Origin of the sequence: Anaerococcus sp. HMSC075B03 (genome assembly GCF_001815585.1) — a bacterium.
In the GTDB taxonomy this organism is placed as follows: Bacteria; Bacillota; Clostridia; order Tissierellales; family Peptoniphilaceae; genus Anaerococcus; species Anaerococcus vaginalis.
In genome coordinates this window covers 825-14,756 of record NZ_KV821179.1, presented here as the reverse complement: position 1 = coordinate 14,756, position 13,932 = coordinate 825, and the positions used below count along the sequence as shown (strand labels likewise).

Genomic DNA, 13,932 nt, shown 5'->3' with positions numbered 1-13,932 from the left:
AATTAGCTCTATGCTTTTTTGAATAGGGTGTGGAAGTAAATATGCCAATTAGAAGAAAAAATAGAAAGTTAGGAGAAAGTTATGTGGTTAATTTTTGGAATAAGTGCCATGATATTTGCACTATTAAATGTGATGGCAACAATAAAAAATAAAAATACACAAGGATATAGATTTTTGAGTTTGTCTTTAACAGCTTTAACAGTATGCGCATTATATTTTGATGGAGCTAGCCGTGTAATTAAAGAAGACTGGGCATCTCTTATGGACATTATGCCTACAATGAGCAAAGCATTATGGGTTCTAGTTATATTGTCTATAGCTGTAAACTCTGTATCTATTTTAAAAAGAAATGACTAAAGGAAAATTAATTTTAAACCAATAATGATTTTACAAAAAATAATATTTTGAAATTTTGGATTAACAATAAAAAATAAGGATAAAATATGAAAAAAATTATACTAGGATTGGCAACTGCTATATTAATATCTCTATTTAGTGGCTGTGGTCTAAAAAGAGATGAAGATAATCCTTTGTCAGGAAAAGATACTGACCAAAGAATTCTTATGTGTTTGAATAAAGCTTATCCAGAACATAATTTTAAAGTTGTCAAATCATTTGATAGACAAAAAAATGAGGGAATGTTTGAAGATGATAAGGGTATAAAGTTTAAGGTTAGGGATTTGATATATGATAATATATATCACTTTGCCTGCAGAGATGAATATCTTTCTACAATTTTAAAAAAAGAAGATTTTTTTAAAAAGGCGAAAAAAATTGTAGTAGAAAAATACGGTCAAAAATTTATATATGATGAAAGCGTTATGGCTATAGAAATTATTTATGATGCTAATAACAAAATAACAACAGATAAGATAAGTCAAATGATTATTGAAGTTTTAAATATAGCAAAGACTCCAAAACTTATATATCCAGACAATCAAGAATTTTCTACAGGAGTTGTTAATTATTACACATTGCCAGCCCTAGGTGTTATTCAATGTTATATAGAAAAAAATCAAATTGGAGAAACAGAGTTATTTTATTTTTCTGATAGTTCTATTGATAAATCTTTGATTAAAGAAAAAATAGATAAATTATATGAATCTGTGGATGGTAAATAGAAGAATAACCTATATTTTAGATAGGAAACTGATAGAAAAGCTTTAAAATAAAAAAATATATTCGAAAGGAAGTATTTACAATGGGACTTGATGTATATGCTGGGACTTTAATTCGTTATTATATGAATAATTGGAAAACTGTTATTCAACAATTTGCTGAAGATAATGGATTAAAATATGAAACTATAAGAGTTCAAGATGAAAATGGAGAAGATGACGAAGAGCTTTCTTTAGAAGAAACTAAAGAAATTGTTCTTGAATGGAAAAAAGCTATTGAAAAAGGTTTAGAAATAAATTCTAAATCGATATGGAATGAGGATTACGATACTACTCCCTATTATACAGACAAACCAGATTGGGATGCCTTAAACGCATTATTACTTTATATTGCTTCAAAATATACTCACAAAGACTTGCCAAAAACAATGGAAAAAAATATTGATATTTATAAAGATCCTATTGTATTAGAATTTCTTCAAACAAAGGATTTTCGCCTATCCTTATTTGATGGAAATGGTTGGTGGCTACCTATTGATAGGGACATAATGTTTGATTATTATTTGCCAAATTCAGAAAAAAGTGTTTTAGCAACAAGCCGTTTGCTTCTTGATGAATTGAATGTATATAATTCTTTTGAATGGAAGGCTGATATGGATACTATAATTTCATGGAGCAAAACAGAAGGCTATACTGTTGATAAAATTTATAGCAAAGAAAAAGGAATAGAAAAAGTTTGTGAAAAGAAAATTTATAATACTGAATCTTTAGCAAAATTTGCCTTTTCTATTTTGTGGCAAGCAGCAGAATTTTCGCTTGAACATGGAGTTGTTATAATTTTTGATTATTAGATTATAATTAAGTTTGTAAAGTTATTTTGTAGAAATTTTTGTATTAATAAAAAATGGAGATATTAAAAATGGTATTATTTGATAAGTTAAAATTTAATAAAAAAGCCAAAGCATTAGATGAAAAATTTCCATTTTACGATAATCCAAATACGGCAGTAATTACTTGTTCTCATATAATAGATAAAGAAAATCCTATTTTATATGTAAGTCATGACGCTGATGATGGAATGTGGCAATTTTTATGTGGAAAAGAACACGAAATAGAAGATTCTAAAATAATATCTTTAAAAGAAATGTACGAAATAGATAAGTCAATAGGCATTTTAAAAGATATGGCGTGTGGTTATTATGCACAAAGAAAAAATAAAGATGATGAATGGATAATAAAAAAGTCAGAATAATTAAATCTTTAGATGAAATTAGTTTAGATTTAAAAATATTAATTAGGTTTCAATAATTTTAACAATATAAAAACTCATTCTAAAATACATGCAACAAATTTGGTTTTAAATAAGTTGTGTGGTATTTAGTGTGAGTTTTTTATTTTTCGAATTTTCATATAGTGTATAAATATAAAAAAGTAAAAAGAAACATCTTAAAATTATCTGCTAAACAATTGTAAGTATCAATTGTTTTTAAAAATATAATTTCTCTATATTAGAAATATGTTGAATATATTTTTTTGATAATATATATTCATAAATAAGCGAAAGGAGAAAATTGATGAACGTTAAAGATGGAAGACTACCAAAGCAGTTGGGCGATTTTGGAGAATCTCTAGTTGCATTTTTACTTGGAAATATTAAAGGTCATAGGGTAGCGATAATAAATCATGAGGGTGCAGATATAATAGCAACTGATAGATTAGATAGTAAATTAAGATATGCAATATCAGTAAAAAGTAGAAGATTTAAAAAAGATGATGCATCAATTGTATTTGATTTATATAGCCAAAATAAATTAAGAACATTTGCAAGAGAATTTGATATGATTCCTGTTGTTGCATTTGTATTAATAGATGGCGAATGTCAATGTTGTGATGTTTATATTTTAAAACTTGATGATTTTAAACAGTTAGCTGATGACTCAGATATTTGTGGTATAGGAAATCGTTCTGAGGGTTTAACAATATTAAATACTACTACAAAAAATAAAAATATGGATTTAAAAGAAAATTTAAATCTTAGACCTTATAAATCTATAGTTTTACAAAAAATATCAAAATAAAAATTTAAGAAGTACCATTCTAAATTATTATCAAGATCTAGAAATAGTACTTTTTTTTGTAAGAAGATTTTTATTTTAAAATCTAGAAATATTTTTATGTTATTTTTAAAAATTTAAAATAAGCTTATAATTAAAATGATATTTTTCTATTTTCTTTTTCGAAAAAAGATGATAAAATATTTTTAATAATATATCTAATTATTCAACTAAAATAATATGAGTTTTTAGATAAGTATTATTGAAAAATTTTTTTAAGGAGGTTTTTTATGAAAAAAACTAATTGGAAGGGACGTTTTTTTAGTCTTTTATTAGCTTTTGTATTGTTATTGCCAACAATATTATCAACAAGCGTAAAAGCAGCGCCTGCAAATGACAAAAATGATGGACAAATTAAGCATGTAACTGAAATTTCATTTACAATTTACAATTATGCAATAGGTAATGATGCAAATTCTATCCAAGTTAATTGTCAAACAGATGGCGTAAGACCAACAAATTATGAGCTTATGGTATACGATAAGGACAAAGATGAATTTGTACCAGTTAAGGGAAAGTTACAAGCAGATATTCAGTATAGGTTAAAAATTAATTTTTCGCCAAAAGATGGATATGATTTTGAAGGATTGACAAAAGAAAAAATAAAATTGGGAGCTATTGGTTCAGCTATTAGATATAGGGAAAATAAAAAAGAAGCATTATTTGATATGCCAACATTAACTGTAACTCCTGAATTTAAAACTTTAAAATTTGAAACTAACGGCGGAAGTACAATTAATTCAGTTACAAAAACACAAGATAGCACAATTGAACTAGACCAATATAAACCTACAAAAGACGGTTTTATCTTTGATGGCTGGTATAAGGATAAAGAATTAAAAGAAAAAATCACTCAAGTAAAACTTAGTGAAGATATGACAGTCTATGCTAAGTGGAAAGCAACTCAACTACCACCTGTTAAAATGTTTGCTTTGAATTTTATTACAAATGGAGGTTCTGCTCTAGATACAATTATATGTCCAGAAGGAAAAGTAGTTGATTTAGAAAAATATGTACCAGAAAAAGAAGGATATATTTTTGACGGTTGGTATTTAGATGAAGAACTTGCTAATAAGGCTAGTCAAATAAAAATTGAAAAAAATACATCAGTTTATGCTAAGTGGACAAAAAAAGAACAACCACCAAAACCAGTAAATTATTTTACCTTAACATTTGATACTGATAAAGCAGAAGAAATAAAACCAATAACAAAAGAAGAAAATACAATAATTGATCTAAATCAATATTTACCAAAAAAAGAAGGTTTTATTTTTGATAGCTGGTATAAGGATAAAGAATTAAAAGAAAAAATTACCCAAGTAAAACTTACAAAAGATATGACAGTTTATGCTAAATGGATTGCAAAAATACCTCCTGTTGTAACTGAAGAATTTACAATTACAATAGATCCTAACGGAGGAAATTGGAATGGCGATACAAAAGCAAAAGTTATGAAAATTAAAAAAGGCGATTATATCACACTTCCACAAGCACCTAGCAAAAAAGGTTATACATTTTTGTATTGGAAAGGTTCAAACTATAAACCAGGAGATAAATATAAAGTAGAAAAAGATCATACTTTTGTAGCTCAATGGAAAAAGAATGAAATAAAAATTAATACAAACAATAATTCAAAAACAAAAGCAAAAAATTCTCCAAAAACAGGAGTTAATTCAATTGCATTTGTGAGTGTAATATTAATACTTATTTCAAGTTTAGGACTTTTTGTAATAGGAAAAAAGCAAAAAACAAATAAATAATTGCTTAAAAATAACAAAAATTTTTGGAGGTAGAATGCAAATTCTATCTCCTTTATTTTTTATTTATTTTATTGACAAAAATATTTTTTATAATTCTTGAAATCAAATCAAAACTTAGTATAGTAAGATTAAGGTCAAAGATGGTCAGAAAATGATGGAGGTTTTATGAAATATCAAGATTATTACGAAATATTAGGTGTAGATAAAAAAGCGAATGCTGATGAAATTAAAAAGGCTTATAGAAAGCTTGCAAAAAAATACCACCCTGACCTTCATCCTGATGATAAAGAAGCCAGCAAAAAATTTGCAAAAATAAATGAAGCTTACGAAGTTTTATCTGATGAAAATAAGAGAAAACAATACGATATGTTTGGACAAAGTGGAAATTTTAGTCAAGGTCAAAATTTTGACCCATCTCAGTATGGTTTTTCAGATATTTTTTCAAATTTTGGAGCTGGAAATGGATCTTATACCTACACAAGTAGTACAGGAGGATCCTCTGGATTTTCAGATTTTTTTGAAACTTTGTTTGGTGGAGGGAGAGCATCTTCAAGATCTTCTTCAACAAATTTTGGAGGATTCGGTTCAAGTTTTAAAAATGGTTTTAGCAAAAATAAAAAATCAAAAATTAAAACCAAGGTTAATATATCACTAGATGAAGCAATGAGTGGCGTATCTAGAACGCTAAAAATTAAAGATAAAGAAACAAATTCTATTAAAGAAATAAATATAAATGTTCCAAGTGGAATGACAAGTGGCAAAAAATTAAAAATTGATGGTTCAAAATATAATTTGAATGCTGATATTTATGTGACAGTAGAGATTGAGGAAGATTCAACTTACAGGCTTGATGGGCTTGATATTATTAAAAAGGAAAGAATTTCTCCTTGGTCTGCCTATTTTGGCGAAAAAATTACTGTCGACACTCCAAATGGAAAATTTAAAATAAATATTCCAGAAAAAATTGAAGCTGGAAACAAAATTAGGATTAAAGGTAAGGGCTATAAGGATTTAAAAGGAAAAATTGGAGATCTTTATATAGAAATTCTTATCGACAATCCAAAAAATTTAAGTGAAGATCAAATTGACCTATATAAAAAATTAAAGGAAATAAATTAGGGGGATATGATTATGGATTTTAACAAATTTACTCAAAAATCAACAGAAGCTATTAATGAAGCAAGTCAATTAGCAATCAAAAATGCCAACCCAGAAGTTGGCATCATCCACCTAGCTTACGCTTTGATAGAAGATTCAGATTCTTTCGTAAGCCAAGTTTTGTCTAATATGGGCTTGTATAAAAAAGTACTTAACAAGATGGAAGAAAAAATGGAAAATTTGCCAAGCCAATCAGGTTCAGCAAATATTTATCCAAATACAATTTTTCAAAGAGTTTTATTAAAAAGTGAAGATTGTGCAAAGAAAATTGGAGATTCTTTTATCTCAACAGAACACATTTTCTTAACTATTTTAAATGAAAATACTGAATTAAGCGATTATTTTAAGGAGATCGGTTTAAGCGCTAAAAATTTCTCAAATGAGCTTAAAAAGGTCAGAAAAGGTCAAAAAATTACTAACGATAATCCAGAGGAAACAAACAATCCTTTGGAAAAATATGGTAGAAATTTGACAAAAGAAGCAAGAGAAGGAAAAATCGATCCAGTTATTGGACGTGATAGTGAAATTAGAAATTGCCAAAGAATTCTTTCAAGAAGAAAGAAAAATAATCCGGTTTTAATTGGTAAACCTGGTGTTGGTAAAACTGCAATTGTAGAAGGCCTTGCCCAAAGAATTGTAAATAAAGATGTGCCAGAACCACTTCAAGGAAGAACAATTTTTGCTCTTGATATGGCAAGCTTAGTTGCAGGTGCAAAATACAGGGGACAATTTGAAGAAAGATTGAAATCAGTTATTGATGAAGTAAAAAAATCTGATGGACAAATAATTATGTTTATCGATGAGCTTCACACAATAGTTGGAGCTGGTAAAACAGAAGGTTCAATGGATGCTTCAAATATAATGAAACCAATGCTTGCGCGTGGAGAGATAAAAGTAATTGGTGCAACAACTTTAAATGAATATAGAGAAAATATTGAAAAAGATGGAGCGCTTGAAAGAAGATTCCAAAAAGTTTTGGTAGATGAGCCAAGTGTAGAAGATACAATTTCAATTTTAAGGGGAATCAAGGATAAATACGAAATTTATCATGGAATAAGAATCCAAGATCAAGCAGTAATTGCAGCAGCTGAGCTATCAAATAGATATATAACTGATAGATTTTTGCCGGATAAGGCAATAGATTTGATGGATGAGGCTTGCGCAACTGTAAGAACTGAAATTGATACAATGCCAGAATATTTGGATGAAGAAAAAAGAAGAATTTTACAAGTGCAAATTGAAATTGCAGCGTTAAAAAAAGAAGATGATGAAAAGAGTAAGAAAAGATTAGAATCTTTGGAAAAAGAATTAGCAGATGCCAATGAAAGATACAAAGCTGATTTTAATAAGTGGAAAAGCCAAAAAGATTCTATAAATTCTGTTAAAGATATAAAAGAAGAAATTGACAAGGTAAAAGTAGAAATTGAAAAGGCAGAAAGAAATTACGATTTTGAAAAATTATCTGAGCTTAAATATGGAAAACTTACAGAACTTGAAAATAAATTAAAGGAAAAAGAAAAAGACCAAGAAAATAATTCATCTATTAAAGAAGAAGTAACAGATGAAGATATAGCAGATGTAGTTTCAAATTGGACAAATATTCCTGTAAATAAACTTGTTGAAAGTGAAAGAAGTAAAATTTTGGGACTTGCTGACAAGTTGCACGAAAGAGTTATTGGACAAGATGAAGCCGTTGATAGCGTATCAGATGCAATTATCAGGGCAAGATCTGGACTAAAAGATATAAATAAACCAATCGGTTCATTTATTTTCCTTGGACCAACGGGAGTTGGTAAAACAGAGCTTGCAAAATCACTTGCAGAGGCTATGTTTGATAGCGAAAAAAATATGATTAGGATTGATATGTCAGAATATATGGAAAAATATTCTGTATCAAGATTAATAGGAGCAGCTCCTGGTTATGTTGGCTACGAAGAGGGCGGTCAATTGACAGAAGCTGTAAGACGAAATCCTTATTCAGTAATTTTGTTTGATGAAATTGAAAAAGCTCATCCTGATGTTTTTAATATTTTACTACAAGTTTTGGATGACGGAAGACTTACAGATAGCCAAGGAAGAACTGTTAATTTTAAAAATACAATTATAATTATGACATCAAATATTGGTTCTTCATATTTAATTGATGGATTAAAAGAAGATGGAAGTATTGATGAAGAAAACAGAAAACTTGTCGATTCATCTTTAAGAAATTCTTTTAAACCAGAATTTTTAAATAGAATTGATGATATTGTAATGTTTAAACCATTAACATCAGATCAAATATATAAAATTATTGATTTACAAATTGCAGATATTTCAAAAAGACTTGAAAGTCGTGAAATTACAATCGAACTTAGCAAGAAAGCTCACGAATATATTTTAGATAAATCCTACGACGTTGAATATGGTGCAAGACCAATTAAAAGATTCTTGCAAGCAAATATTGAAACAAATCTAGGAAGAAAAATTATTGAAGGAAATGTAATGGAAGGCGATCATGTCATAATAGATTTAGATAAAAATAATGAATTAGAATATCAAGTTAAAAATTAAGAATAAATATAAAAAGAGAAAATTTCTTTTTGAGATTTTCTCTTTTTATTTTGTTTAAATTACCAGAAAAAATATTTTTTTAAATAAAATTTTCAATTATATTTATTCAACGAAGTATTTGAAAGCCCAATAAATTTTAAAAAATATGCAGGCAAAAAAACCTAAAATACACAAGATATTGTGGCTCTTGTTTTAATATATCTATATATGGTATACTATAAGAGTATTAAAAAAGGAGTGCAAAATGGTTAAAGTTGTTAAAAGAAATGGTCAAAAGGTGGATTTTGACAAAGAAAAAATAAAAATAGCTATAGAAAAAGCTATGAATTCTCCAAATGGTGTTTATATAGAAAATCAAGCAGAACAAATAGCAGATGAAATTGAAAAAAGAGCAGAAAATAAAAGAGAAATTTCAATTTATCAAATCGAAGATCAAGTTTATTATAAACTAATCGACAAAAAAAATCCTGCAACAGCAAAATCATACGAAGCTTATAGGTCAGTCCATGCTTATAAAAGAGAAGCAAATACAACAGATGATGATATAATAGGTCTACTTGAAAGAACAAATATTGATGTAATGGATGAAAATTCCAATAAAAATCCATTGATTGCATCAACCCAAAGAGATTTGATAGCAGGAGAAGTGTCAAAAGATTTGGCAAAAAGAAAATTAATTGACGCAGACCTTGTAGAAGCTCACGAAGATGGAGCAATACATATTCACGATCTTGATTATTTGATTCAACCAATTTTTAATTGCTGTTTGGTAAATATGAAGGATATGTTAGATAACGGAACAGTTATAAATGGAAAGACAATTGAAACGCCCAAATCTTTTCAAGTAGCTTGTAATGTTATGACTCAAATTATTGCCCAAATCGCCTCAAATCAATATGGTGGTCAATCAATAAATATTTCATGTCTTTCAAAATATTTGGAAGTTTCCTATAATAAAAATTATAAGTTAGCAAAAGAAATTTTATCAAATGATGATGAGATAAAGGCAATGGCTAAAAAATTAACTCAAAGAGATTTGGAATCTGGAATTCAAACTATCCAATACCAAATAAATACTCTTATGACATCAAACGGCCAAGCACCTTTTGTGACTTTGTTTATGCACACAGACGAAAACGATCCATACTTGGACCAAACCGTAAGAATAATTGAAGAAATCTTAAAACAAAGATTACAAGGAATAAAAAACGAAGCAGGAGTTTATGTAACACCAGCTTTCCCAAAATTAATCTATGTTTTGGATGAAAATAATATAAAAAAAGAAAGCAAATATTACTACTTAACAGAATTATCTATAAAATGTACAGCAAAAAGAATGTATCCTGATTACATTTCAGCAAAAAAAATGAGAGAAAATTACGAAGGAAATGTATTTTCTCCAATGGGATGCAGGGCATTTTTGCCACCATACAAGGATGAAAATGGAAATTATAAATTTGACGGCAGATTTAATATAGGAGTTTGCACAATCAATCTCCCACAAATTGGAATTCTTGCAAAAAATGATGAAGAAAAATTCTTTGAAATTTTAAATAAGAGAATGGATCTTGTAAAAAGAGTTGGAATTTTAAGATATGAACATTTAAAAAATGTAACAAGTGATTCATCTCCAATTCATTTCCAACACGGAGCAATAGCAAGACTTAAACCTCATCAAAGAATTGAACCACTTTTAAAAAATGCTTACGCAACAGTTACTATTGGATATATAGGAATTTATGAAGCATGTAAACTTGTAAAAGGAGTAAGTCATACAAGTAAAGAGGGAAAAGAATTCGCCCTTAAAATAATGGACTTATTAAATAAGAAAAAACAAGAATGGATAAAAGAAACAGGACTTCAATTTGCAGTTTATGGAACACCAGCAGAAAATCTTACAAATAGGTTCGCCTCAATTGATAGAAAAAGATTTGGAGATATTAAAGATGTAACCGACAAGGGTTATTATACAAATTCTTTCCATGTTGATGTAAGAGAAAATATATCAGCTTTTGAAAAATTTGATTTTGAATCAGAATTTCAAGACCTATCATCAGGAGGATGTATTTCCTATGTAGAAATTCCAAATATGGCAAACAATTTAAAGGCTCTTGGAACAATCGTTGAATATATTTATAACCATATCCAATACGCAGAATTTAATACAAAATCAGATTATTGTGCAGAATGCGGTTATGATGGAGAAATGCTTTTAAATGATGATAACGAATGGTATTGTCCACAATGTGGCAATAAAGACAGGGCAAAACTAACTGTCGTAAGAAGAACTTGCGGATATTTGGGAGAAAATTTCTGGAACGAAGGAAGAACCAAAGAAATAAAAGCAAGAGTATTGCATATATAATAAAAAGTCTACGCTAGTAGACTTTTTTTATGGAGGATTTATGAGATACGGGCAAATTAGAAAATATGATGTGGCAAATGGGCCTGGGATTAGGACTTCATTTTTTGTCACAGGATGTCATGCAAATTGCAAAAATTGTTTTAATAAAGAATATATGGATCCAAATTTTGGAAATTTGTGGACAGATGAACAAACTCAAGAGATAATTTCCTATTTAAAAAAAGATGAGATAGAAGGTCTTACTATTTTGGGAGGAGAGCCTTTCGAATCGACAGAAGATTTGATTCAAATTGTAAAAAAAATTAGGGAAGAATCAGACAAGTCGATTTGGATTTTTTCGGGATTTTTGTATGAAATTTTAGTAAATATTGAAAATGCAAAAAAACTTTTATCTATGTGCGATGTATTGGTCGATGGACTTTTTATTGAAGAATTAAAAGATTTGAGATTAAAATTTAAAGGCTCATCAAATCAAAGAACAATTGACCTACAAAAATCTTTAAAAAATGAAAAAGTAATCCTTCTAGATGGGTATAATTAGAATAGAAATAAAATTTAGGAGGATTAAATGGAACTTAATAAAAAAAGAAAAGGAGTAGGTGGAATAGTTATAGCAATAATTGCAGTGATTGCTCTTGCTATAATTGTTTTAATACCTTCATATAACGGACTTGTAAAACAAAAAGAACAACTTGACGAATCCTATGCACAAGTTCAAAATGTTGTTCAAAGAAGAGCAGATTTGATACCAAATCTTGTAAGCACAGTTAAAGGATATTCAAAACACGAAAAAGATACATTAACAGAAGTAACCAACGCAAGATCAGGAATACAAAATGCAAAAGGCCCAAAAGAATTGGCTGAAGCAAATGAACAAATGTCCCAAGCGATTAGAAGTATAAATGTAGTTGCTGAGGCCTATCCAGATTTAAAGGCTGACAAGCAATTTACCCAACTAATGGATGAGCTTGCTGGAACAGAAAATAGAATTTCAGTAGAAAGAAAAAATTATAACTCAGAAGTAAAAGCATACAATACAAAAGTTAAATCATTTCCTACAAGTATTTTTGCAAAAATGATGGGATTTGATAAGGCAGAATATTTTGAAGCCGACGCATCAGCTCAAGATGTTCCACAAGTAAATTTCGGTAGCTAGGTAGATTATGAGAAAAAGAAAGAATATAATAGTAACTATTTTATTTGCCTTTATTCTTCTTTTTCTACCTCAAAAATCTTTTGCAGATGATTTGCCACAATCGCCAAATACTTATTACTATGACGAACTCAATTTAATAAACCAAGAAACCAAAGACCATCTTACAAAAGTAAACAAAGAACTTGAACAAAAAACAGGAGCTCAAGTAATTTATGTTTCCCTAAAAGATGTAGAGGATCAGCCAATGCAAGTTGGAACAGATCTTTTAAATAAATGGAAAATTGGAGATAAAGAAAAAAATAATGGAGTTTTGATTTTAATTTCCCAAAGAAAAGGCCAAGATAAAAAAGATATTTCAATTATAACAGGCTATGGAATAGAGGGAAGATTAAACGATGGTAAGGTTGGAAGAATAATTGATGAATATATGCTAGATTATATGAGAGATGGAGATTTTTCCAAAGGAATTACAGAAGGATTCAATGCAATTGTTTCACAAATTGCAGAAGAATACCAAGTAGAATTGACTGGCGATTATGACGAATATGCTAATAGGCTAAGAGAAGATAAAGACGATGAAATAGATTTAAGAACATTAATAATAATATTTATAATTTTTATGATATTCTCAAGATTTTTCGCAAGGCGAGGAGGCTTTAGAAACGGAGGATATGGAGGCTTCGGCGGTGGCTTCGGAGGATTTTCAGGAGGATCTTTTGGAGGATTTTCTGGAAGTTCTGGAGGATTTTCTGGAGGAGGTTTCTCCGGTGGAGGAGGCTCATCCGGTGGCGGCGGAGCTAGCAGAGGAATATAAAATAAGTAAGCAAATAGAAAACTATTTGCTTATTTTTTTTGCAAATTTTTTAAAATTTTAAAATTTTAAAATTAAAAATATCTAATTATTTTATTTATTAATAAAATTCTTATACTTTAAATATTTTTACTTGACTTTATATATATATATATATATATAATGGTGGCATACAAATAATATTTAAGGAGTGTAATATGAAAAATAATAAAAAATTAGTGATGGGTTCAGTTATCGCTCTAGCACTATCAGTAGGTGTTATAGCACCTAATTTAACAAAAGCAGAAGAAGCTGCTTTGGAAACAAGTAAGTTAGAAATAAAAAATGAAGCTGACAATCAAATTAAAAAAGATGTACAAGCTGAGTTAAAAAAAGATGATACTAAAGAAGCTACAGGAAACAAAGCTGATAAAGAAGATATTGGAAAAATATTAGAACAAAAAGAGGATAAAAAAGAAGAAATTAAACCTACAAATATTGCAAAAGTTAAAAAATTAGAACCTGTAACTCTAACTAATAATAAAAATGACGCTGAAGAATTACAAAAAGCTAAAGAATCAGCAAAGGCAAATATTAACGCTGCAGATTTAAGTGATTTTCAAAAAGCTCATTTTACACAAAAAGTAGACAATGCAGCTACAAAAGAAGAAGCAAAACAATATCAAATAGAAGCACAAGACTTAGCTAGTTATATACTAGAAGTAAAATATAGCTTACCAGAACTAAAAGAAGGTCAAGATATAAACGAAATTATAAACTTATTCAACAAAGCTCTTGATAAAGCACAAGTTGATAAAGTTAAAAAATCAGTAGTAGATCCTGAAGGATTCAAAGAAGATCAAGAATTAGAAAATTTAAAAACACAAACAAAAGAAGAAATCGATAAATTAGATTTAA

Annotated in this window: 13 protein-coding genes; all 13 read left to right on the top strand. The window is 28.5% G+C overall.

What is annotated here, in order from left to right; all coding sequences use genetic code 11:
* The first annotated feature begins 81 nt into the window (after nt 1–81).
* On the top strand, nt 82–357 hold the full coding sequence (locus tag HMPREF3045_RS04070) for a hypothetical protein (RefSeq protein WP_070737161.1): 276 nt from the start codon (nt 82–84) through the stop codon (nt 355–357).
* Nucleotides 358–443: 86 nt separating this feature from the next.
* On the top strand, nt 444–1,121 hold the full coding sequence (locus HMPREF3045_RS04065) for an LptM family lipoprotein (protein WP_070737160.1): 678 nt from the start codon (nt 444–446) through the stop codon (nt 1,119–1,121).
* An 80-nt stretch (nt 1,122–1,201) separates the two neighbouring features.
* Nucleotides 1,202–1,969, top strand: a complete 768-nt coding sequence (locus HMPREF3045_RS04060; protein WP_070737159.1) for a hypothetical protein — start codon at nt 1,202–1,204, stop codon at nt 1,967–1,969.
* A 68-nt stretch (nt 1,970–2,037) separates the two neighbouring features.
* Nucleotides 2,038–2,370, top strand: coding sequence for a hypothetical protein (locus tag HMPREF3045_RS04055; RefSeq protein ID WP_070737158.1), 333 nt, complete (start codon nt 2,038–2,040; stop codon nt 2,368–2,370).
* A gap of 322 nt (nt 2,371–2,692) precedes the next feature.
* Entirely contained in the window at nt 2,693–3,196 is a 504-nt protein-coding gene (locus HMPREF3045_RS04050; protein ID WP_070737157.1) for a hypothetical protein, read from the top strand.
* 266 nt (nt 3,197–3,462) lie between these two features.
* Nucleotides 3,463–4,992, top strand: coding sequence for an InlB B-repeat-containing protein (locus HMPREF3045_RS04045; RefSeq protein WP_070737156.1), 1,530 nt, complete (start codon nt 3,463–3,465; stop codon nt 4,990–4,992).
* A gap of 165 nt (nt 4,993–5,157) precedes the next feature.
* Nucleotides 5,158–6,111 (top strand): DnaJ C-terminal domain-containing protein, encoded by a 954-nt coding sequence (locus HMPREF3045_RS04040; protein ID WP_070737155.1) that lies wholly within the window; start codon nt 5,158–5,160, stop codon nt 6,109–6,111.
* A 12-nt stretch (nt 6,112–6,123) separates the two neighbouring features.
* On the top strand, nt 6,124–8,703 hold the full coding sequence (gene clpB, locus HMPREF3045_RS04035) for an ATP-dependent chaperone ClpB (protein WP_070737154.1): 2,580 nt from the start codon (nt 6,124–6,126) through the stop codon (nt 8,701–8,703).
* A 244-nt stretch (nt 8,704–8,947) separates the two neighbouring features.
* Nucleotides 8,948–11,068 carry an anaerobic ribonucleoside-triphosphate reductase gene (nrdD, locus tag HMPREF3045_RS04030; RefSeq protein WP_070737153.1) on the top strand — a complete coding sequence of 707 codons (2,121 nt, stop codon included), beginning with the start codon at nt 8,948–8,950 and terminating at the stop codon, nt 11,066–11,068.
* A gap of 40 nt (nt 11,069–11,108) precedes the next feature.
* Nucleotides 11,109–11,609 carry an anaerobic ribonucleoside-triphosphate reductase activating protein gene (gene nrdG / locus HMPREF3045_RS04025; protein WP_070737152.1) on the top strand — a complete coding sequence of 167 codons (501 nt, stop codon included), beginning with the start codon at nt 11,109–11,111 and terminating at the stop codon, nt 11,607–11,609.
* Nucleotides 11,610–11,636: 27 nt separating this feature from the next.
* Entirely contained in the window at nt 11,637–12,224 is a 588-nt protein-coding gene (locus tag HMPREF3045_RS04020) for a LemA family protein (protein ID WP_070737151.1), read from the top strand.
* Nucleotides 12,225–12,231: 7 nt separating this feature from the next.
* On the top strand, nt 12,232–13,038 hold the full coding sequence (locus tag HMPREF3045_RS04015) for a TPM domain-containing protein (RefSeq protein WP_070737150.1): 807 nt from the start codon (nt 12,232–12,234) through the stop codon (nt 13,036–13,038).
* A 194-nt stretch (nt 13,039–13,232) separates the two neighbouring features.
* Nucleotides 13,233–13,932 (top strand): hypothetical protein (locus HMPREF3045_RS04010; RefSeq protein ID WP_180363004.1); only part of this gene is annotated, 700 nt, incomplete at its 3' end.

Excerpts from the sequence above, each read along its gene's own strand:
- HMPREF3045_RS04070 (WP_070737161.1), top strand. The coding sequence starts at position 82 with ATGTGGTTAATTTTTGGAATAAGTGCCATGATATTTGCACTATTAAAT.
- HMPREF3045_RS04065 (WP_070737160.1), top strand. The coding sequence starts at position 444 with ATGAAAAAAATTATACTAGGATTGGCAACTGCTATATTAATATCTCTA.
- HMPREF3045_RS04060 (WP_070737159.1), top strand. The coding sequence starts at position 1,202 with ATGGGACTTGATGTATATGCTGGGACTTTAATTCGTTATTATATGAAT.
- HMPREF3045_RS04055 (WP_070737158.1), top strand. The coding sequence starts at position 2,038 with ATGGTATTATTTGATAAGTTAAAATTTAATAAAAAAGCCAAAGCATTA.
- HMPREF3045_RS04050 (WP_070737157.1), top strand. The coding sequence starts at position 2,693 with ATGAACGTTAAAGATGGAAGACTACCAAAGCAGTTGGGCGATTTTGGA.
- HMPREF3045_RS04045 (WP_070737156.1), top strand. The coding sequence starts at position 3,463 with ATGAAAAAAACTAATTGGAAGGGACGTTTTTTTAGTCTTTTATTAGCT.
- HMPREF3045_RS04040 (WP_070737155.1), top strand. The coding sequence starts at position 5,158 with ATGAAATATCAAGATTATTACGAAATATTAGGTGTAGATAAAAAAGCG.
- clpB (WP_070737154.1), top strand. The coding sequence starts at position 6,124 with ATGGATTTTAACAAATTTACTCAAAAATCAACAGAAGCTATTAATGAA.
- nrdD (WP_070737153.1), top strand. The coding sequence starts at position 8,948 with ATGGTTAAAGTTGTTAAAAGAAATGGTCAAAAGGTGGATTTTGACAAA.
- nrdG (WP_070737152.1), top strand. The coding sequence starts at position 11,109 with ATGAGATACGGGCAAATTAGAAAATATGATGTGGCAAATGGGCCTGGG.
- HMPREF3045_RS04020 (WP_070737151.1), top strand. The coding sequence starts at position 11,637 with ATGGAACTTAATAAAAAAAGAAAAGGAGTAGGTGGAATAGTTATAGCA.
- HMPREF3045_RS04015 (WP_070737150.1), top strand. The coding sequence starts at position 12,232 with ATGAGAAAAAGAAAGAATATAATAGTAACTATTTTATTTGCCTTTATT.